Below are 21,875 nucleotides of genomic sequence, written 5' to 3' on the forward strand. Positions count from 1 at the left end.
AGTGTAGAGAATTTGTGCATTACATAGATTTTGACTGACCATTAATCTTTCGGACAATACATCCTTTGGATCTGAGCAAAAGTTAATTAACAGCTATAGATACCTACTCCGAAGGTAATTAACGTTATTTGATTTTGAGAGACTTTTTGGTCACAGTGTAACCTGTTGTAACCCACAGTAAAGCTCTTGCACCGTCACGAATTGATGTCGCTACAGGTTCGGACTGTTTTCGGGAAGGAACCGGTACCGCTTTAAAATTAATTCCTCTGCTACCCAATATAATCTCACCGATGACTTTAGCCCGTCCCATATGGTATTTAGAGGTAATTAAATAAACACTTCTTATCCCGCGCCTTTCTAGATCATCAACCAATGTTGTAAAGTTACTAACCGTATCCACTGCTTCATGATCCAGATAGAGACGTTTTACATCAACTCCAGCTTTAGCAAATATTTTCTTTGTAGCTCCGTTGGGACTTCCACCAGAAATTAAAATTGGTAAATTGGGGTATTTACGAGCAAAACCAGCGGTAAATTTTTCGCGTTCTAGTCTTTTAGTTGAACCACCTAATACTAAAATTGCTTGGGGTTGAGTCAAGTTATTACGAATCTCTTTATATCCCCATAGTGATAACAACATGAGGAAAATTAAGGGAAGTTGGAAAGAAAAAACGTTGGGAAGTTTTTTATTCAAGGTTCTATAACTTCAGCCTATACAAGGTTTTTGAGGAAATAGTAATCTTAGATAATGAGCAAAGCTCGGCAAATAGTTTTAAGTATATTAAAATATGAGCCTAATTGACTAAGGTGTTTAACCCCTGACAATAATTGATTTATATAAAATAGAAACTAAGAAAATAGAGACTGACTGGAAGTATTAAATATCCAGTAGCGTTATTAACTTCATTATTGAACAGTAAAATTACGGTAAGTTCAGCCTTAAATGAAAAGCTCAAGTTTACCTAATATCAACTGCCAAGAGTATTTCACAAGTTCAAACGATTTTCAACAACTGCACCCTACAAGATTCAATTTAAATCAAATTGAGCGCCAAACAATTATCAAAATAAATACACAAATCAGATACCCAATTGTATCGACAATTGGAATCATGATGAAGTTTGGAAAACTACTTTATTTGATTTTTATGAACTACGGGACTGGCCAGATTCGAACCGGCGACCTACCGCTTAGGAGGCGGTTGCTCTATCCAGCTGAGCTACAGCCCCAATTACTATCACACTTAATTACTATCACGCTTAATATGATAGCACTTAAGATAAAGATGACCATGGGTCATTCCAAGAGCCGCCGCCTATTTCTAATCCACACAAGGAACTACGTGCCGTCAGGATAGTTTTTATTTTTTTACTATTTATTTCTCGCAATTCTAATTCTAATTTTCCTTGCATGGTATCGCGACAGCAAAATATCAAGCCATCTTGCGTAGGTGCGCGTAGTGGAGTTCCGGGTAAATCAGTCGTTCCAATTAACTTTATCTCGTAGTTGTCGTTTCTAGCACTCATTTCCCATTTACCCCAAGGTTGAATATCCCAAGTTACATGAGAACTCCAAGGAACAAATTCGTAGAATTTACCTTGGTAATGTAAGCCAATCATGGCGACAGATTCCATCCACCACAAAACACCACGTTTTCCACCACCTGCTGTTAATGCTAAGTCAGATTCGTTGTCAAAACTATTACAATTTAGCCAAAACCATTTTTGAGGAAAAGCACCGCCCCAATTTTTTTCGCCGTAGGCTGGAGCGTTAGTAAATTCATAAATTTTACCATTCCAGTCTATTACACCACTAGCTAAACCATGAGCCATCAAAATCTGCCAACCAGGTTCAAATATTTGTAAAAATGATACCCACCCAGCTGTTGATTGTTGAATGTTTCCTTGGTTACCCCAGCCGTAAATTGGTTTGATTTCATATTCCCAATAACAATACTTATTTGTACCCCGATCGCGAATTAAACCTTGGTTTAAAGTTGCTGTTGCTTGATACCCTTCTTTGATATGAGTCTTAAATTTTTCAGGGGAAAGATAACAGGGTTTTGAAGTAATATTTCCTGAACCAATATTTCCTGAACCAATATTTGTTGAGCCTATAGTTCTAGAATCTGTATTTTTCGAGTAAAAATCTGTTTTCCCCCAGTGACCTAAGGCTAATACATCAGGACTAGCCCAAAATTGATTCACATTAGGAAATGTTCTTACCAAATATTCGTCATTGGGTCCAAGTATTTGTGCTCCACCACCACTATGCTCTCGCTCGCCAACAGGATCTTCGATAGAGTACATAAAAGCAAAAGTTTGCTTCTGAGCAGGTAAAGTGACGCGGTAATACCAACCTTCAAAGAACCGGCGAGCACTACCGTCCCAATGATAACCACTATGAGGTGTTTGAATTGACAATAAGGAAGTTGTAGAAGGAACTATCATAGAAAAAGATTAACAAGATTGATTATTATTATTTTCCCTATATGAAAAAGCACCTGGATATAAAAAGTGCTTACTATATCTTGGGATTGGAACCAGGTGCATCTTTCGCCCAGGTTAAGCAAGCTTACCGTCAGTTAGTAAAGATTTGGCATCCTGACTGTTTTTCTGACCTCGATAAAAAACAACAAGCAGAGCAAAAAATTAAAACTATTAATGAGGCTTACGAGTTACTCAAATCTTATCAAGCGGACTCATCCAATCAACCCAAATTTTCTTCTAAGCAGCAAACAAATAAACCTGGTACATATAAACCTCGAACAAATAAACCCCAAGCAGATACAACTCAATCGAGTAAAGAAGAAAGTGAACCTCAAACAGAGAAAAAAACAACTAAAGTATATGTTTATCGTTCTAACGCCCAAACCTTTTATCAGTCAGGGGTAGACAAGGCTAATGAGGGCAGATACGAAGAGGCGATCGCAGATTTTAGTAGAGCAATTCACCTCAATGCTCATTATGTTGAAGCATATAAATATCGTGCTTTTGTTTGTCATAAGTTGGGATACAAACATAGAGCTAATGCCGATTTAAATCAAGCTGCTAGGATCGAAGAAAATTTTCAATTTAACCGAACGAGAGACTCTAGTCCAGATTTAAACTCGACCTGGAGGGAAGCTGTACGTTACCGAAAGAAATCATTTCTAGAAAGATTGTGGGATAATTTCAAAGCATTTTGGAAAAAAATTTTTTTGGGAAAGTTTTAGTTTGGGAGATTGAGTAATAGTTAATTAATCAGTTCGACAGCGTCCCTCAGTGTCAATGCTACACTCAAGTCGCTGCTGACGTTCTCGAATAATAGTTTCTAAATTCGGTCTTCCGGTTAGAGCAAGTCGCCATTCAGCCCAAATACCATAAATGAAATTTGCGATCACGCCAATTATAGGTAATTTGGTGATTGCATAAACCCAACCCATTCCCAAAGCTTCATAAACGCGGCGAAAGACTTCCACATTTTTAATTACTGTACCGTCGGGTAAGACTGCATGAATCCGTCCCATTGCAGCTTCAAAATCAACTCCACCATTTTCCTCTGGGTTGTAATCATCATCTGCAATATCTACAAATGCGACTAAATTTCTCCCAGCATCGCGTTTCTGTAAAAAGTTAACTTCACGCACGCACAGGGGACAATTACCGTCGTAAAGTAGCTTAATTTCCCATGATGATGAAGACTGATTCAAGTTTTGGTCTGAGTCATGGACAACAGTATTTGGTGAAGACATAGAAATTCTAAATTATCTTAACGAGTCTAGTCAGGGAAAAACCTCCACTATCTAACTTATCTCAGATCGTTAAGAAAAGTAAAAATATAAAACTAAATGTAAATTATTTAATCGTTAGTAGAAAATGTCCTATCTCATGGGTGATTGTAAATCTTCGTCTATTTAGAGGGTGAGAACTATTTACACCAATAACAGCACGGTGTTTTTTTAAATCTCAAAGCAAAAACCCAGATAGTTTATCATCTGCGGGTTCATATTGTATTGCTATCCCTAAAGCGCCTACCAATTCTTCTACAATCACTGGGGGTGCTTTAATATTATATTCATTGAGAAGTTTCTCTGCAGTAGAGCTTATATACTTACGTCTAACTGGCACTAATTTTCTTTTTCCTCTATAGACGTGACTGCAGCTTTAATCCAGTCTTGTTCTTCTGGGGGACGATTTTTCAATAAATCTTAAGTTCGACTTCAAATTTTGCGCGATAGTTAGGAAGCAAATCAACAGGCTCAACCTGCAATGCTACAGCTAGATCCATTAAGGTGTGAACCAAAATTTTTCAATATTTGTCACCGATGTTCTAGTAATCGAAACAAGGGAAGCAAGTGCTTCTTGACTCAATCCTATGTTTTTTCTCGCTTGCCGAATACTACTACCGACTTCTGCATAAAATTTTTGGTTATCAATCATATTCAATCTGGAGATGAATCGAAACAAAAACTAACCTGGAAATATCGGATATCCAGAGTTATTTTAGAGCTTGTTAGTGAAGACGCTAAAAGTCTCTTACTTTCAGAGAATCTAACTATAGAGGGATTGATAAATCTCATCGGTATGGTTTCATATGGTAAATCTACACTGATGATAGTATTGTCCGTGCTATTGGCAAGACGTGGACTTTATACAAGTATTGTTCTTGGAGATGTAATTAGTGTTTTAGAACAAGCAAAAATATTTCATAAATTGGGTATTTCAGTTGCTCCTGTGTTAGGGGCTTCAAATCGGGATAGACATGCTAATCGTTTACATAGAGCATGGCATTCACAAAATTCGAAGCAGCCTTTAAACTTAGCACATCCCGGATTTCAATGGTTGAGTACCTCTTGTCCTCTAAGCGAATTACGTAGAGATGCACCTCGTCCTTTTAAGATGAGAGAGCAACCCTGTATTGGATTAACGACTTTAAGCAACGATGAAGAAAGAGAAAAAGAGGCTGAAGATACTGAGGATGAATATGCTTGTCCGATTTATAGTGCTTGTCCATTTCATAAAGCACAACGGGATTTAGTCAAAGCACAAGTATGGATTGCAACACCGGCAAGTTTGGTATATACTCGTGTAGCTTCGCAGATAAATCGCGAGAGTATTCGATTTTTAGAGTTGGTTTATCTTCGTAGCGATTTAGTAATTATTGATGAAGTTGACCAGGTACAGGTGCAACTCGACAATATTTTTTGTCCCAATCAAAAGTTATTCGGTGCTGGAGGAGATGGCTGGTTTAGCAAAGTTCAGCAACCTGTAGTGGAACAGTTGAATTTTAAAGGACGAGTACAACTTGCAGACGATGATACAGATAATTGGTCGCAAGCTCATGCAACCGCACAAATTGCAGTTGACCGGATTTATAATTTGTTACTAAAGAATCCTCCAGCTTTGAAAAAATGGAGCGAACGTGGCGATTATTTTACTTACTGGTTGATTTTATCAGAAATTGCAAATTCTTTATGCGGAAAAATTACAAGTAGTGGAAACGACGATCAGGTTAGTGAAAGACTAGTAGACTTATTTGGTAGCTATCTTAATGACCCCCTTGGCGATCACAGCAACCATCCTCTCGCTGAAATTAGCCACAAACTTCTATTAACAACAGATAAAGATTTGGCTCGACAGAATTTACGAGAATGGATTCTCAATCATCAAGAGTCTAGTGGTCTGAGTGAAAAGGTGTTAGATAATACTGTTGTGAAGATGGAATTTGCCCTGTTAGTAGCGGTACTTCAACAACGGTTTAATTCGATGCTGCGGGATTGGAAGTTGGCGGAAGAAGTATATAAATTAGAAGGTGGAAGTTCCCTACTGTTTCAGACTCCACCCAGAGATTATGAACCAGTAGTACCGACAGCACCTATGGGTAATATACTGGCATTTCAATATGTACAGTCTACTGAAGACGCACCTGGGGACTTACGTTTTTTCAAATGTTTGGGTGTGGGACGCTGGTTATTACTTCATCTCCACGAACTTTATGCTGGTGAAGGTATTATTGGACCGAATGTATTGTTACTTTCAGGTACGAGTTGGGCTGGTAAATCGCCAGGATATCACATTCAAGTTCCCGTGGCTGGAGTGTTGCGTTCCCCAGAAGAAGAGTTAAAAGCAATAGAAAAAAGTAAATTTCGTTTTGAGCCTTATTTTTATGACGATTTGCAACAACTTCCAATTAGAGTATCGGGAAGCAAGAATAACGAACGCGATATGGCTTTAAAGGAATTGCTCAATCAATTAGCGCAGCAGGGTGGCTTGGGAGGACCGAGTAAATTAGAAGAAGAACGCACGAAACTACCGAAACATCGTCAGCGAATTTTATTACTTGTAAGTAGTTACGAACAAGCAAAATTAGCACAGGAACATTTAGAGAAAATCCGTCCGGAATGGCGCGAACAGGTGATGCGTTTGGTATGCGACGATGACCAATTTGAAACTGACTGGTGTGGTAGTGGACAAAGCATACAGCGCGGACTTGTAAGTAAATTCCCCAGCACGGAAGCTTGGATTTTAATTGCACCTTTGATGGCAATCGAACGCGGACATAATATTCTGAATGAATTTGGTAAAGCTACATTTGGTGCAGCTTATTTCCTTGTTCGTCCCCATCCCCGTCCAGATGATATCAATTATGCCATCCACTCTATCAATCGCTGGGCTGTAGAAAAGCATAATGATGCTTTCTGGTTAACCGATAAGTGTGAAAATGATTTACTAACAGTTAACAATGCCTTTCTCAATGCTACATATCGACATTGGCGTTATCTACTGCGATTGCCAATGATTTACAGTTTGGGCAATCTTGGTAACGAGCTTCAACTCGATTCAAATATTAGCAGCATAAGACAGCGACGACGTGAAGCAATAAATCAACGCTGTAGAGATAGAACAATATATTCCTTAGTTTTAAAATATTGAGATTGAAATTACATATCTCGAACTTCTCTCGAATAGATTTTGTGAAATATAAACAGAATTTACCTAATTTATAAGTATTTAAACTTTTTTACAGCCTATTAATTTGTAAACTCACAATACAAGTAACCTATCAAAGCCTTGTAGCTCATAGCTTATAGATTGCTCCCAAACATATCTATAATTATCCATGACAAATATCTATACATAAATTGTTACAAATTTTAGTATGATGAGATCATAAGCAAAATGAGTATTTATTCTTATTCACATGACAGCGGAACAATTTCCTTGGCTTACCGCGATTATCTTGTTACCACTCCTTGCAGCTCTCCTCATTCCCTTGCTGCCTGATAAGAATGGTAAATATGTACGTTGGTACGCCTTAGGCGTAGGTATAGCAGATTTTGTCTTAATGTGTGTTGCCTTTTGGCAAAATTATGATTCCAGTAGTGCAACTTTCCAACTAACAGAAAATTATGCTTGGGTTCCTCAATTAGGAATAGACTGGGCTGTTTCGGTTGATGGTCTATCTGTTCCCTTAGTGCTTTTAGCAGGTTTTGTCACAACCCTTTCCATGTTTTCAGCTTGGCAGGTTGACCGTAGACCCCGTTTATTTTACTTCCTAATGTTAGTGCTATATGCGGCACAAATTGGGGTTTTTGTAGCTCAAGACTTGTTGCTATTTTTCATCATGTGGGAAGTAGAACTAGTTCCTGTGTACCTACTGGTATGTATTTGGGGTGGTGCTAGACGTCGTTATGCAGCAACTAAGTTTATTATTTATACAGCAGCAGCTTCCATATTTATTTTAGTCGCAGCGATCGCAATGGCATTTTATGGTGGCGGTGATGTGACCTTTGATATGGCTGCTTTGAAGATGAAGGATTTTCCACTAGCTCTGGAATTACTTCTGTATGCAGGTTTATTAATTGCTTTTGGCGTTAAACTGGCTATCTTCCCATTGCATACATGGTTACCAGATGCTCATGGCGAAGCTTCTACTCCAGTGTCAATGATTTTGGCAGGCGTACTCCTCAAAATGGGTGGATATGGATTAATTCGCCTTAATTTAGAACTTCTTTCCGACGCACATATTTACTTCGCACCTGTTTTAGCAATTCTTGGTGTAGTCAACATTATCTACGGCGCGTTGAATTCTTTTGCTCAGACAAATATGAAGCGTCGTTTAGCATATTCCTCCGTTTCCCATATGGGTTTCGTCCTACTAGGTATTGCATCCTTCACTGACTTGGGAATCAATGGGGCAATGTTGCAGATGATTTCCCATGGTTTGATTGCTGGAGTGCTATTCTTCTTAGCTGGTGTGACCTACGACCGTACCCATACAATGGCAATGAAAGAAATGGGTGGTCTGGCGTTAGCAATGCCAAAAGTATTTGCTCTATTTACTATAGGTGCAATGGGGTCTTTAGCCCTTCCCGGTATGAGTGGTTTTGTTGGCGAACTTTCTGTCTTTATAGGCTTGACAAGTAGTGATATCTATAGTTCAACATTCTGTACCGTAACTGTTTTTCTGGCAGCAGTAGGAATTATTCTGACACCGATTTATCTTCTCTCAATGCTCAGAGAAGTATTTTATGGTACAGGTAAAATGACCTGTGACATTACTAATGCCTTGCTCGAAAACAAGGAAGATGAAGGAACAGTATGTTTTGGTACAGATTGTCTCTTACCTACTGAGTCTGTTTATCGCGATGCTAGTACCCGTGAAGTGTTTATTGCAGCCTGCTTCTTGGTACTGATTGTTGGTATTGGATTTTATCCTAAGTTTGTCATGCAGATGTATGACGTCAAAACAGTCGCTATCAATACTCAAGTCCGTGAATCTTATACCTTAGTTGCTGAAACAAATCCTAATATTTACGAGAAAGGATTTTTGACGCAGGAACTTGCTAAAGCTGAAATGTCTTCTGTTTTGGGGACTTTAGATTAACCCGTTTGCAATCCTGGTACTGCTGCGCGGAAGTAAAAAGTAAAAAGTAAAAAGTAAAAAGTAAAAAATCATTAGCATAGGGTGTCCGTAGGACATAAGTATTGTGTTCTTTAGCTTTGAAGTTTTCTAAATGGTTGGTTCATTTCCACCAACCTGTACTAGTTTATTACTTGTACCTGTGTTATTCGCTGAATTTTAATTTACAACAGTGAAACCAGAAAAAATAAGCTTCAAAATATAAGCGTCAAAACATAAGCTTAGAAAAAATGTTCCAGACGCAGGTTAAAGATTAAGAGAGAAGAGAGTAGGAACACTAAGTTAATTCCGATGTTCAAAACTAAGCGGTTGCTTTTCGGGAGTGAAAGGCGATCGCTTCGAGGCGCTTTAAGCGTTCGGCTTGGCGCGTTAAAACGCCTATGCACTGAGCCGCACCTGCGGTGAATGTGCTTATCGCTATTTTAATTGTTATTTGTTTAGATCCAGGTATTTCTCTAATTGCTAAACTGAATGCATCTCCCTTGGTTGTGAAATTCCTATTATGACTCGTTGGTTCAATACTGCTGGTCCTTGTAAAGCTGATATCCACTACATGTTACCGCCGACGCTTCGGTTACCCAATTTAGAGCGGTTAATTGACCAACAAAGTTATTTTGTCATTCATGCACCTCGCCAAACTGGTAAAACTACCGCGATGTTGGCGCTAGCAAAACAACTAACAGAAAGTTGTAAATATATAGCTGTTATGGTTTCTGCAGAAGTTGGTGCACCTTTTAGTAATGACCCAGGTGAAGCTGAAGTTGCGATTCTTGATGCTTGGGTGTCAAGCACTCAGTTAGATTTAGCTCAAGATTTACAACTTCCTTTAAAATGGAAGAATGCAGAGCCAGGAAGAAGAATACAAGCTGCTTTACAGTCTTGGTCACAAGCCTTATCAAAGCCTCTAGTATTATTTGTTGATGAAATTGATTCCTTACGAGATGAAGCTCTAATTTCAGTTTTACGACAATTACGCGATGGTTATCGCCTCCGTCCTAACAATTTTCCCATATCACTTGGTTTAGTAGGTTTACGTGATGTCAGAGATTACAAGGTCGCGAGTGGGGGTAGTAACAGATTAAATACTGCAAGTCCATTTAATATAAAAGTCCGCTCCCTAACCCTGAGGAATTTTACTGCTACAGAAGTTGGGGAACTATACCAACAACACACTGATGATACCGGACAAGTTTTCACAGAGTCGGCAATCGAAACAGCCTTTCATTTGACTCAGGGACAGCCTTGGTTAGTAAATGCTTTGGCTAAGGAAGTTGTTGAAGAGATGGTAACAGATACGAATGTCGCCATTACATCAGAGCATATTCATAAAGCCAAGGAAATTTTAATTAAAAGACAAGATACTCATCTCGACTCCCTTGCAGAGAAATTACGAGAACCAAGGGTAAAAACAATTATTGAACCGATATTATCAGGACAAACATTGGGGGTGACCTCATCGGACGATCGACAATATTTGCTGGATTTGGGTTTGTTAAGAAGAGATCCTGCGGGAGGATTGATAATTGCAAATCCGATTTACCGAGAAGTTATTCCCCGCGTGTTAGTACAAGGAACTCAAGATACATTACCTCACATCAGTCCGAGTTGGTTAACTCCATCAGGGGAATTAGATACAGATGCTTTACTCAAGGCATTTATAGCATTTTGGCGACAACATGGCGAACCGTTGCTTGGTAGTGCTGCTTACCATGAGATTGCCCCACATTTAGTATTAATGGCATTTTTGCATCGCGTTGTGAATGGGGGTGGAACCTTGGAGCGGGAATACGCAATTGGGCGCGATCGCATGGATTTATGTTTGAAATATGGAAATGTAACTTTGGGAATAGAACTCAAGACTTGGCGAGATAAAAAAGGAGATCCGTTAGAATCGGGTCTGGAACAGTTAGATTCCTATTTGGCGCGGTTGGGAGTAAATTTTGGTTGGTTGGTGATTTTTGATTTGCGTGGGAAGGCTTTACCCATAGAGGAGCGTTTGAGTACTGAGGTTGTGACCAGTGAGAATGGGCGCTCTGTTACCGTTGTTCGGGCGTGAAGTATAAATTTTAGATGTCTTCACGAGTAATCAAGTAGTAATCCGGGTATTACTATCGAAAATATTGGTTAAAGTGCTTGATCGCAGCTTGTAGAGAATCTAGAAAGCTGTTTGAAAGATAAAGTAGATTTATATACAAAAAACAAATACTAACAATAGTAACAATACATACTTGATACACCTGCGAAAGCGTGTTAAATAACTGTTACTTGATTGATTATGCGAGCAGTTAATAACATTAAATGTAACTATTTCCGGAATTTAAATGGCTAGTAATATAGTTATTTATACTTATAAATTAAATAGCATCATAATAGGTTAGTATTTCCTTTTAATAACAACTTTTATCTTCTTATTGAAATAAAAATTATATTTAGGAGTTCTAGTATGAGTTTATATATTTATGAACCTAGAATACATTTGTTTGCTTTTTCTAATAAAGAAAATACAGAAAATAATAAGAATAAAAATTGGTTTTGGGATAAATGCAATGAAATTATTTCTAAAGCAACTCTAAGTCAAAATTTTGATATATTCGAGCACATTAATCTGGATACAAATAATACAAATTTAATCAAAAAATTTCAAGACGAGGATGCTTACCAACCGATTTTTTTTGATGAAAATACTAATATAATTACTGATAAATTTAACAAAGATGAAGATTTAATTTTACAACATACTAGTAATAGTAGTATTTATGCCGTACAAGTTGATGATAATTATGGATTATGTATTAATTTCAATTTCAATCATCCAAGAATAGTAACTCAGGGGGTTGAAGTTAATCAATTAAGATTTTTAAATCCAAATAATGTTTTAACTCTAGAAAATGAAAGAAATGAAAGTTGTCAATTTGTAGGTCAAACCTTAATAGTTACTGCTCAGCTTTTAGAACAAGATAATAATAAAACAAATAAAGAACTTAGAAATTTAGCTAAACAATGTATTAAAGCTATCTTTCCCAATAAACACTATACTTTTAACAGACAAGGTCAGTTATTTAATAGTCCAATTTTTGAATACGGTAGTCTTAGGCGTAAAAGCTTAGGACGTTATCAACATATTTTAATTTGGTTCTTCTATGATAGGCAAGAAAGAGAAAAATTTTATAAAAATTATAATGATTTTTTAGACTTGTTTTTATACAGATCTAGAATAATAAGTGCTTTTAAAGAGATTCGTCGTCAAGAAAACTTAATAGCAAAAGACCTTAAAGAAATTAACGATCAGATAGATAGTTTACATTCTCGCAAAAATAATAAAAACCCAACGGAAGAAGAGTTATTCTTTTTAAAAGATAAGCTTACTAAGCTTCCAAAAATGGCAATAGAATACGGCAAAAAAATTGGCGCAATGTATGATTTGCAGTCTAGAACAGTAGTTGAAGATAACTTGTTACTTTATAATCATAAACTGATAGATTTAGAAGATACCACAAATATTTTTAGCGAAAAAGACATTGACTATTTCATAAAATTTACGGAAACAAATTGTAGAACTTTTCTAGAAAAAACTATTGCAAAAAGTAGGTATTTTGAACACAGTTCTACACTAACAGATAATGCGATCGCATCAGTCAGAGGTCAAATTGCAATTGAACAAACAGAACTAGAAATTCAGCGACAAAAACGTGAAGCAAAAAGCCAGTATAAACAGCAAATCACAATCCTAGCCATAGGTAGTGGTATTGCTGCTGGAGAAATTTTTGCATCTAGTTACGATCTAATAGGTGAAGAGAAATTACCCCTACTAACTTCATCCTATATTCATCCCTTTTTCTTATCTATTTTCTACAGTTTACTATTCGGCTCCTTTGTAGCAATACTTATTTGGACAACACCTAACATATGGAATTTTAGAAATCAGACACGGGAGTTAACAAAGATAAAAAAAATTCCAAGCTTTAAAGTTGTTCAGAGACTCCTACATAATAAAAATAATAGAAGAAATAATTCCTCCCGCTAATCTTCTTTTGCTTGTATAGTTGTGTTCCTTATTCTCTCGCTTCAAAGCAATCCACTCACTACCTACCTAAATTTTCTGTTGCTTTATAACTAGGTTTTATGGGATATATTTCTGACTGCTGTAGACAAAGGTAGTAAATTACGAATTTCTTCCCTAACACTCATCAGGATTTTACCAAGATGATTTTGTCCGCTTCTATCCGCACCACATCCCCAAAAATAATCCCTAGCAGAATCTTCCACTAATAATCTATCCCCAGTACCTAACAATATATCCCTGATATCGGCGTGGGTAATAAATTTGGTCAAGACAGCTTTTCGCATCACTTCAATTTTGCGTATATCCCACTCCGGATGTGGTTTCCGTGTCGAACAACGTCCTAAACTAGCTGCTTCTTCTGGGGTACTTACTTTGTGAATTATTGGTATTACAGCTTCATACTCAGTGTCAACAAATTTTTGTGCTTGGTAGTAGTGTTCAACCGTTGACCAGTAAGCACCTTGAATGAAGATTCCATGCTTCGAAAAATTGGAAAAACAGCCGTAAGGTTGCCAAACTTTGTAAAAATAAATAGTCATGTAAAATGTGTTTTTTATGAATCGATTTCTAAGATTTTGCAGACAGTCGCAAAGTTTCGGAAGATAAAAATTAAGGGTTTTAAGTTCAAGGTTGTAGATTCAAGGTTGTAAATTCAAGGTTGTAGATTCAAGATTTTAAATATAAAGATTTTTACATTATCACCGCTATCGTACATCTATTTTTTCTTATCGCAAAAACCACCAGTTAAGCAGTTACTTTTCAATCTATTAACATTTTAGTTATTAAATATAATAATAGATAATTTTTGTAAAGATGTAATAATTTATATCAAACTTCAGATATTTGATAATGGGTAATAAGTCATTGGTAATAGGTAAAGAAAAGCAATTACCATACTATGGACTGAGGAGTCTTCATAGTAAATATCCTCTAATGTCGTATGCTTGCAAGCAATTATGAAATAAGTGGCTATGAAAAAAGTAATTGGGGCTGGGTTCTGTCGCAGTGGCAAAAACAAATAGGAGAATGGATTCAGTATCAGTTACAGCGCTTCGATCGCACTTTACCTGACTGGTCACCTAATTGGTCGATTAGTAAAAACTTTGTAGATTTTCTCGGTATTTTATATTGGATTATTTTGGGCTTATTTTTCATTTGGGTCATTTGGCGTTTATGGCGAGAGTTTAGCCCTTATATTTATGCTTGGTTAGCTGATGAGCGTTTTTCACCCGAACAAAATGGAGAAAAATCTACCCCGGATTTATCTGTAGAATCATTAATTTCGCGATCGCAAAGTTTGTATCGTCAGGGAAATTACTCAGAAGCTTGTCGCTGTTTGTATGTTGCGATGCTGCAAAAATTACACGAAAAGAAAATTTTACGTCATAAATCCAGTCGCACCGATGGAGAATATTTACAGTTACTTCAATTATCTGTTACTCCAATGCAACCCTATGAAACTTTGATTACGACTCACGAGCAATTATGTTTCAATAATGCAGAAATTCAAGCGGAAAATTACCAACAATGTCAGCAAGCATATCGGGAAATTGAAGACTAATGAAACGTTCAAATCGCCTTGCTTGGTTTGGAGGAATTGTCATTCTTGCGATCGTTATTTTGACTTTGTTTAGCGCTCCTTCAGCGAACAAAATCCGTCAAGGTTCTACCTACAGTCGCTCTCCCGATGGTTATGGTGCTTGGTATGCTTATATGCAACAGCAAGGAATTAATATTCAACGCTGGCAAAAACCTTTTGCACAATTAAAGCAAAATAAAGTAAATCAAGCAAAGCAAAAAAGTTTAAAGTCAGAAAGTTTGAAGTCAGAAAATTTAAAGTCAGAAGATTTAAATTCAGAAGATTTAAATTCAGAAAGTCTAACATTAAAAGAAAATCCAACTACTTTATTACAAATTTATGGTGCTTTGGTACCATCAGAACCCAATGACTTGGAACGAAAATGGGTTAAAGCTGGTAATACTTTAATTGTGCTTGGCGTTAATCAACCTCCAACCGGTGCAAATTTTTCTACTTTACAGAAATCTTCCCAGGGTGAGATCAAAATCGAAACTACCAGACGCTATCAAGCTGAGGGAAGAAAATCGACCAGTACGAAACCCAAGGAACAAGTACAAATATCTTTAGGCGATCGCTTTGGGGCTATAGTTTGGGAACAGAAATTTGGTAAAGGAAAAATTATTTATTCAACTACTCCTTATTTAGCAGCTAATGCTTATCAGGATTATCAAAGTAATTATCAATATTTAGCTGAATTGGTAAATCAACAAGGTCATCAGCTATTTGTAGATGAATATATTCACGGTTATAGAGATAGTAAACAAAATGAAACTAAGAAAAACAGCGGTGCTGCTCAAATATGGGAATATTTAGCAAATACACCAGTTTTTCCCATATCTATCCAAGCAGGAGTTTTACTTTTAGTATTGGTATTTGCTCAGAACCGTCGGCTAGGAAAAGCTATTTTTTTAGATAAACCTGTTGTTGATAATAACGAAGCTTATATCGAAGCTTTAGCAGGAGTACTACAAAAAGCCGAATCTGCTAATTTTGTTGTAGAAATGGTCGGTAAAGAAGAATTAATTCAGTTACAAAAAAAGTTGGGATTAGTTACCAGTCGTAGTGATGGAAATCCTCAAATAGATCGTGAAGAGTTACTGAAAGCTTGGCGAAATCATACAGGAACTTCTGACACTCAGCTAAGTAAAATTTTACAGGTTTATTCTCGGTATTCTCAAAATTCTCAAAAGCGTTCAATTAAAGATAAAGAATTAATAGATTGGTTAAATAATTGGGAGCAAGTAAAACAAATTTTGTCTCACAAGGGAAAAGGGAACAGGGAACAGGGAAAAGAAAAAAGCTTTTTAACCCCTAACTCTTAACTATTTACTCACGGTTTGCTCATTTAAAATCGAGTTAGAAAAAAGCTCAACGATTAAATCAGGGTTTTTGGCTATAACAAAGATCCACTACTCCACCTTAATTATGAGATTGGATAAAAATAGAGTTTTTAGAGTTGGGTGATTGTTTGAGAAGAATTATTATAAATCGTTCAAATCCTTACAGTAAATAGATTTTTCTATTTTTTGGCGATTTCTCTAACTCCAAAAAAAATGGGCGAACCGGGAGTATTTACTCCTTATTTCTTACTTTTTACTTTTTACTTTTTACTTCTTACTTCTCACTCCTGACTCCTGGGAAAACTTAAAATATAAGATACCAGGTGTTCAAATGTACCGCCTTAATAAACAAGCCTATAATATCCTCATAGAAGAAGTTCAAAGATGCGCTGCAAAAGACGAAATTGGTAAAACTGAAAAACAAATTGTCGTCAAGCGTTTAACAAAAATGCGCCTCCAGAAAGGTGAACCAGCAAAATTAGACGAACTACGCGACACCATATTTGATGTATATCCCCAATTTAGCGAAAAGGTACTCAAGCAAGCTGCTGCATTAAATCAACCCCCAAATGGGTTCAATAAATTCATCAATCAAACTATTTGGATCGCTGCATTAATCTCGATTCCAGCAGGAATATTATGGGTTATCAATTTACCCTACCCAATGATTCGTAAACCTGTAGCTCAAAAAGCACCCATTTTACTTTTTCCCAGCTTTTGGACTATGGATCGCAGTTATCGCGGTGCAATTAATTCTCTAAAACAAGCAGAACAATTATTAAATAAATCTACCAGCACCGCTGACATTGAAAGAGGTTCTAAGAAAGTTAAGCAAGCACAAAAGCATTTAAATAATCTTCCTGTCTGGTTTTTGGGATACTATCCCCAGACATATTGCACCATGTTTGGCTGTGTTTGGAAATTTACTTTTGATGAGTTTAAAGTTGCGCGAGAACGCGCAGCACGGTTAGAAGCGATCGCATTTCAAGATACAAACGCTTTAAAACCACTCAAAGCAGTAGAAGAAAGTATTAAAGAAGCAAAAAAACAATATCAACAAGCAAAAAATATTTCAGATCGAGAAAAAGCGATCGCTAAATGGCAAATATCAATTAATCAGTTAAATTTAATACCTCAACAAACCCTTGCAGGAAAAACAGCAAAAGCTAAGCTCAAAGTCTATCAACAAGATTTTCAAAATGCTGTGGTTTCTTCCTTTATCAGTGCTGCTGAGGAATTTAATACCGAAGCGGAAAAAATTACAGCTACACAACCTCAAGTTGCAGCAGAGTTATTAAAACAAGCTGTCACGCATTTGAATAAAGTACCTACAGATAATCCCCGATATTTAGAAGCACAAAAACTGTCAGCGATTTACCAAGTAAAAACAAAAACACTTGCTAATTCTAATGGTGGTAATTATATTAAAGCAGCAAAAGGATTTGCGATCGCAGCGGCTAAAGCATCACAAAACCCACCTCATAGGGCTGAAACTTGGGGAGAAATCGCTAAGTTATGGCAAAAAGCAATTGAAAAACTGGAAAAAATTCAAGTTAGGGAACCAAGTTACAGTGAAGCACAAAATTTACTAGCAACATACCAGACAAATTTAGGTACGATTAAAACTCGCCAAAAGTTGGAAATTGAAGCTCAACAAAAATTACAGCAAGCTCACAGACAAATTCAAAATTTAATTGCAAATCCTGGCTCAAATCCTCAACAATTTAAGGCTCAAATTCAAGGTGTAATCAATCAATTGAAAACGATCAGTGCGGGAACTACTGCTTATAAAGAAGCGGAACAGTTATTAAAGTCAGCATATGACAAACTAAAACAAACTTGAAATTGATATTAGGCGTTAACCAACAATCCTTTGTAGAGACGTAGCATGCTACGTCTCTACATTTTTGGGATTTACTGAAAAATGCTTAATTTATGGACTATTAACACATCAATGTGCTAGCAATTAATTCGCACTAAGTCTTATCCTTGAGTCTCCTCTATGAAAAAGCTGCTTATAAATCCCTTATTTTTATTCATATTTGGTGCGATTGCAGCTACGGTCATTGGCTATTTAATCAATCAATTACCTAACATTCCTAATTTCCCTCACAAAACCGAAATACTGTTTGCTGCTGTATTTATCTTCACTATATTGACTGCTTTAGTTGCATATCAACAATCACAGCAAAAACCAGAAGATGCATCTGCAGATATTGACCCCACAATTCGTCCCAGATTACTCGAAGCAGAAGGTACAAAAGTCAAACAAAGACTGCATGATTCTTTACATCACTCGCTAATGCTCGATTTGAGACGGGAAGAACAACCGCAGCAAGTTGGTCGAAAACCGCTTCAGACTTTTTGTATACAGTATCGGTTAACAACACCACTAGTCAGCCGAAGGTACTAGACAAAATAATAGATGTATTGCGACGGGATGATATTGGTGGACGTTTATTAATTTTAGGAAAACCAGGAAGTGGAAAAACCACAACCTTACTGGATTTAGCTGAAGAATTACTCGAGCGAGCAAACAATAATGATAGCAAACCTATACCGATAATTTTTGAACTTTCAGCTTGGCGCGATGACAGTATAGATATTTTAGATTGGTTAATTATTCAACTCAAGCAGGAATATAACCTTGCACCAGGGATAAGTCGATTTTGGTTGGAACGGGGTGAAGTTTTACCATTATTGGATGGTTTGGATGAATTGGGTTTAGAAAAACAGAGAAAATGTATTCGAGCAATTAATGAATATTTAGCAAAAGATGCGAAGCGGAATTTGGTAGTTTGCTGTCGAGAGGAAGAATATATTGCAGGGGATGAACAACTTTCGGAGTTGCATAGTGCTGTGTGTTTGCAACCGTTAAGCAATAAACAAATTCAAAATTATTTAGAAGTATTTGATCGAGGGGATTTATGGCAAAGTATAGAAAATAATCCTGAGTTTTTGGAGTTAGCAAAAACTCCTTTGTTACTGTCAATTATGGTGGTTGCTTATCAAGGACAAGCAATACAAACTAAGGAAGAATTATTTGATGCTTATATTGAGCGTAGGTTTGAGGTTAATCCTGCAAATAAAGAGGAGCCATAGCGTAGAAAAATAATGCAGTTTTTGAAGTTTTTAGCAAATAAACTTCGAATAACACAGACAGAATTTTTAATTGAGAATATTCAGCCTAATTGGCTACTAAATAGTAGGCAAACGTTAAATTTTAAGCTAGTTTTTGGGCTGATAATATCGTTAGTCTATGGATTTTTAGGGTTCATTTATGGTTGTATTTTTGGGTTTATGACTCCTGGGCTTATTTTTGGACTGATTATAGGCTTTATCGTCGGAATAACTTATGCACTTATTTCTGGTCTAGATAATATTAAAACAGTAGAAGCAATTCAATTTTCTTTCACACCAACCAAACTTAAATTTTTTTTGCAAGCTTAATATTAGAGCTCAAAAATAGGTTAATGATGACTTTAATTGTAGGTCTAATTTCTGGAATTATTTCAGGCTTAATTGTAAGTATTGTTTATCTTGAACCTATTTATGGACTGATTTATGGACTAGTCTTTGGAGCAATACTTGGACTGATATCAGGACTCATCATAGCAATAATTTATGCTTTTATTTCCGGAGGTGTTGTAAAAATTGAAAGTAAAACCATCAGTAAATTAGTTCCTAATCAAGGTATTTGGGCTTCATTTAAAAATATGATTACAATCGTGATTTTATTTAGTTTGCCTTTTATTTTGGGAATACTTTGGTTTTTATTTTTTCATAATATTAAATTAACGATAATTCTAATACTTTTACAATTGTTTATAATACTTATAGCTTTTAGTCCTAGTGGTGGACTAGCCTGTATTCAACACTTTTCCCTCCGCTTAGTTCTTTGGCACAATGGTTATATTCCCTGGAACTATGCCAAATTTCTCGATCGTGCTGCAGAACGTCGTATAATCCAAAAAGTAGGTGGTAGCTATCGCTTCATTCACCGTTTACTACTCGACCACTTTGCCGATATGCCTATTTCTACAAGTTCACTAAAATAGACAAAGAAATTAAATTATGTATTATTTAATTGCAATATAAAGATGCATTACTGCGCAGCGAGAAAGGTGACCAAAAAAAATTCTCTTGCGTATATGAATCCTTGTATATGACTTTTAATCACAACGGTGCATTACGGTGCAATTGGGGATTATCTCGTAAATCCAATATTTATTTTTGCACCTAACAGCACCCTACAATTATTTTATTTTTGATTTATAAATACATCTGTTTCAAGCATTAGATAATTAAGCAATTAGAAAAATAATTAGGGATTTCCAAACAATAATTCATACCATAATTTTTAGCTGTAGGGGCACACCGACGTGCGCCCAAAAATATATCTGACTTTTCCCGTTAACTCTGGAAAAGCTTACCCAGCTTGAGATTCTGGAGCAATTACGGTATGTAGAGTATAGTAATGAAAATTGGGTGCAAAAGGTAAAAATTGATGTTGGACTGGTGGGAGAAAAATTTTGCGACTTGTGAGTTGGGTGACCGCCGACTGAATGAGCGTGGGATGTTGATAGGTAAGACTTTGAGTGAAGGTTTTGGCAAAGGGCTGTCGGAAATTTTCAACTGCAGAAGGTTACTAAAGAGAGAGGACTGAGTTTTTGCCAACCCAAAAGTGGAATTTTGTAAGATAATTGGACCCCACTGTCAAATGACGGGGGAAACTGTTGCTGAATATGATGCAGTGCTATGTGTGGGAGACACTACCTTTCTGGATTATGACAAGATTGTAGCTAAAAGGGAAGGTTATGGTCCCATTGGTAAGGGAGGTAATGGTTTAATATTACACAGCGCTTTAGCAATTGAGCCAGGTAATGGTCAATCAATGGGTCTGTTGTGGCAAAAACTGTGGAATCGAGAACCAAAACAGAAACCACCAAAAGATGAAACACTGGCCCAGAAGAAAAAACGGCAAGCAGCATCCCGTAAAGCAGCACGAAAACGCCCTTTTGAACAAAAAGAATCTTACAGGTGGGTAGAGGCGCTGACCACTGTGGAAAATGAAGTTAGTAAGTCTACCCGTGTAATTCATGTCTTTGATAGAGAAGGTGATATCACAGAAGTTTTCCACAAAGTTCGTCAACTCCAGCACACGGGAGTTTTAGTACGTGCCGCTCATAACCGTAGTTTAGATTCTGATAGTGAGCGGCTCTGGTCAAAGCTGGAAGCACAACCTATCCGTTTTGAACAAGAAATTGAACTACCTTCAACCAGCAAACGTTCTGCCCGTAAAGCCAAGTTAGCTGTAAGGTTTTGTCCTGTGAATCTCCGTACTCCCTACCGTTTTGACGACCGTAACCCAATATTAGTATATGCTGTTTATGCCACAGAAATTGATTGTCCAGATGGTGAAACGCCCATAGAGTGGATGTTATTAACTACGGAAGTTGTTGCAGATATCCACACAGCTTCTATGATTTTACGCTGGTATTCTTATCGTTGGCGGGTTGAAGAGTATCATAAAATTTTTAAATCTGGATGTCAGGTGGAACGATACAGACTTGCTGCGGTTCGTGGCGCAGCCGCGCGTCTTCCATGGGTATGAAAACCTTGATTGGTTTTTTGAGTGTGATTGCGGTAGAACTATTGCAGTTAACTTATCTACACCGTACTCAGCCCTTAGCCCCTGCAATTGAAATTCTCAATCCCCTTGAACTCAAGATTTTAAAAGCTAAGTCTCCCAAACTCCCCAAAGTGCTAACTGTTAGCTGGGCTGTTGAAGCTGTAGCTCGTCTTGGTGGCTACCTTGAACATCGAAGCAAAACACCTATTGGTATCCAGGTTCTCTGGCGAGGTTGGTTAAAATTGCATGACCTCTGTGAGGGTTGGCAGCTTGCAAAAGAGACTTAACGGGAAAAGTCAGAAAAATATATAAGACCAATTTATACCCTAAAAATATAGCGCTACGTAATTAGGTTGG

At 36.9% G+C, this 21,875-nt stretch carries 18 protein-coding genes, 1 tRNA gene and 2 pseudogenes; 14 read left to right on the top strand and 7 right to left on the bottom strand.

The features are described from left to right. Positions 1 to 124 precede the first annotated feature (124 nt). The 3 genes from QNJ50_RS09875 to QNJ50_RS09885 form a co-directional block, all read right to left on the bottom strand. Positions 125 to 640 (bottom strand): YdcF family protein, encoded by a 516-nt coding sequence (locus QNJ50_RS09875; protein WP_300634800.1) that lies wholly within the window; start codon positions 638 to 640, stop codon positions 125 to 127. Between the two features lie 515 nt (positions 641 to 1,155). After that, positions 1,156 to 1,229: transfer RNA gene (locus tag QNJ50_RS09880), tRNA-Arg, on the bottom strand. Positions 1,230 to 1,274: 45 nt separating this feature from the next. Then, complete coding sequence (locus QNJ50_RS09885) at positions 1,275 to 2,450, bottom strand: tocopherol cyclase family protein (protein ID WP_300634802.1); 1,176 nt, start codon at positions 2,448 to 2,450, stop codon at positions 1,275 to 1,277. Between the two features lie 41 nt (positions 2,451 to 2,491). Here QNJ50_RS09885 and QNJ50_RS09890 point away from each other — a divergent pair, with 41 nt between their 5' ends. After that, a complete protein-coding gene (locus tag QNJ50_RS09890; protein ID WP_300634803.1) occupies positions 2,492 to 3,214 on the top strand; it encodes a DnaJ domain-containing protein in 723 nt (240 codons plus the stop codon). Between the two features lie 24 nt (positions 3,215 to 3,238). Here QNJ50_RS09890 and QNJ50_RS09895 read toward each other — a convergent pair whose 3' ends face one another. The 3 genes and pseudogenes from QNJ50_RS09895 to QNJ50_RS09900 all read right to left on the bottom strand — a co-directional run bounded on the left by QNJ50_RS09895 (position 3,239) and on the right by QNJ50_RS09900 (position 4,421). Next, positions 3,239 to 3,733, bottom strand: coding sequence for a thiol-disulfide oxidoreductase DCC family protein (locus QNJ50_RS09895; RefSeq protein WP_300634805.1), 495 nt, complete (start codon positions 3,731 to 3,733; stop codon positions 3,239 to 3,241). Positions 3,734 to 3,836: 103 nt separating this feature from the next. Further along, positions 3,837 to 3,926: pseudogene (locus tag QNJ50_RS28560) on the bottom strand (ImmA/IrrE family metallo-endopeptidase); the annotation flags it as partial. A gap of 342 nt (positions 3,927 to 4,268) precedes the next feature. Continuing rightward, positions 4,269 to 4,421 carry a helix-turn-helix domain-containing protein gene (locus QNJ50_RS09900; RefSeq protein WP_300634807.1) on the bottom strand — a complete coding sequence of 51 codons (153 nt, stop codon included), beginning with the start codon at positions 4,419 to 4,421 and terminating at the stop codon, positions 4,269 to 4,271. Here QNJ50_RS09900 and QNJ50_RS09905 point away from each other — a divergent pair. The 4 genes from QNJ50_RS09905 (at position 4,407) to QNJ50_RS09920 (ending at position 12,928) form a co-directional block, all read left to right on the top strand. Then, the gene (locus tag QNJ50_RS09905; protein WP_300634809.1) at positions 4,407 to 6,914 is read left to right on the top strand and encodes a hypothetical protein; all 2,508 of its coding nucleotides are present in this window, start codon (positions 4,407 to 4,409) and stop codon (positions 6,912 to 6,914) included. The two genes, QNJ50_RS09900 and QNJ50_RS09905, sit on opposite strands and share 15 nt — an antisense overlap. Before the next feature lie 268 nt (positions 6,915 to 7,182). Continuing rightward, positions 7,183 to 8,868: an NAD(P)H-quinone oxidoreductase subunit 4 gene (locus QNJ50_RS09910; RefSeq protein WP_300634811.1), complete on the top strand. Its 1,686-nt coding sequence runs from the start codon at positions 7,183 to 7,185 to the stop codon at positions 8,866 to 8,868. A gap of 538 nt (positions 8,869 to 9,406) precedes the next feature. Next, positions 9,407 to 10,960 carry an ATP-binding protein gene (locus QNJ50_RS09915; RefSeq protein WP_300634813.1) on the top strand — a complete coding sequence of 518 codons (1,554 nt, stop codon included), beginning with the start codon at positions 9,407 to 9,409 and terminating at the stop codon, positions 10,958 to 10,960. Positions 10,961 to 11,347: 387 nt separating this feature from the next. Next, complete coding sequence (locus QNJ50_RS09920; RefSeq protein ID WP_300634814.1) at positions 11,348 to 12,928, top strand: hypothetical protein; 1,581 nt, start codon at positions 11,348 to 11,350, stop codon at positions 12,926 to 12,928. 89 nt (positions 12,929 to 13,017) lie between these two features. Here QNJ50_RS09920 and QNJ50_RS09925 read toward each other — a convergent pair whose 3' ends face one another. Further along, positions 13,018 to 13,506, bottom strand: coding sequence for an NADAR domain-containing protein (locus tag QNJ50_RS09925; RefSeq protein ID WP_300634815.1), 489 nt, complete (start codon positions 13,504 to 13,506; stop codon positions 13,018 to 13,020). A 401-nt stretch (positions 13,507 to 13,907) separates the two neighbouring features. Here QNJ50_RS09925 and QNJ50_RS09930 point away from each other — a divergent pair, with 401 nt between their 5' ends. The 9 genes and pseudogenes from QNJ50_RS09930 to QNJ50_RS09970 all read left to right on the top strand — a co-directional run bounded on the left by QNJ50_RS09930 (position 13,908) and on the right by QNJ50_RS09970 (position 21,805). Next, entirely contained in the window at positions 13,908 to 14,528 is a 621-nt protein-coding gene (locus tag QNJ50_RS09930) for a DUF4129 domain-containing protein (RefSeq protein WP_300634817.1), read from the top strand. After that, positions 14,528 to 15,868: a DUF4350 domain-containing protein gene (locus QNJ50_RS09935; RefSeq protein WP_300634819.1), complete on the top strand. Its 1,341-nt coding sequence runs from the start codon at positions 14,528 to 14,530 to the stop codon at positions 15,866 to 15,868. Before QNJ50_RS09930 ends, QNJ50_RS09935 begins: the two co-directional genes overlap by 1 nt. A 349-nt stretch (positions 15,869 to 16,217) precedes the next feature. Then, positions 16,218 to 17,729: a hypothetical protein gene (locus QNJ50_RS09940; protein ID WP_300634821.1), complete on the top strand. Its 1,512-nt coding sequence runs from the start codon at positions 16,218 to 16,220 to the stop codon at positions 17,727 to 17,729. 159 nt (positions 17,730 to 17,888) lie between these two features. Beyond that, the gene (locus QNJ50_RS09945) at positions 17,889 to 18,299 is read left to right on the top strand and encodes a hypothetical protein (protein ID WP_300634823.1); all 411 of its coding nucleotides are present in this window, start codon (positions 17,889 to 17,891) and stop codon (positions 18,297 to 18,299) included. Continuing rightward, positions 18,251 to 18,988, top strand: a complete 738-nt coding sequence (locus QNJ50_RS09950; RefSeq protein WP_300634825.1) for an NACHT domain-containing protein — start codon at positions 18,251 to 18,253, stop codon at positions 18,986 to 18,988. Before QNJ50_RS09945 ends, QNJ50_RS09950 begins: the two co-directional genes overlap by 49 nt. A gap of 12 nt (positions 18,989 to 19,000) precedes the next feature. After that, positions 19,001 to 19,336: a hypothetical protein gene (locus QNJ50_RS09955; protein WP_300634827.1), complete on the top strand. Its 336-nt coding sequence runs from the start codon at positions 19,001 to 19,003 to the stop codon at positions 19,334 to 19,336. A gap of 23 nt (positions 19,337 to 19,359) precedes the next feature. Beyond that, a complete protein-coding gene (locus QNJ50_RS09960) occupies positions 19,360 to 19,944 on the top strand; it encodes a hypothetical protein (RefSeq protein WP_300634829.1) in 585 nt (194 codons plus the stop codon). 449 nt (positions 19,945 to 20,393) lie between these two features. After that, entirely contained in the window at positions 20,394 to 20,552 is a 159-nt protein-coding gene (locus QNJ50_RS09965; RefSeq protein ID WP_300634831.1) for a transposase DNA-binding-containing protein, read from the top strand. 54 nt (positions 20,553 to 20,606) lie between these two features. Beyond that, a pseudogene (locus QNJ50_RS09970) lies at positions 20,607 to 21,805 on the top strand (IS4 family transposase). Positions 21,806 to 21,875: the final 70 nt, after the last annotated feature.

Source organism: Mastigocoleus sp. MO_188.B34 (assembly GCF_030065675.1).
In the GTDB taxonomy this organism is placed as follows: domain Bacteria; phylum Cyanobacteriota; class Cyanobacteriia; order Cyanobacteriales; family Nostocaceae; genus Mastigocoleus.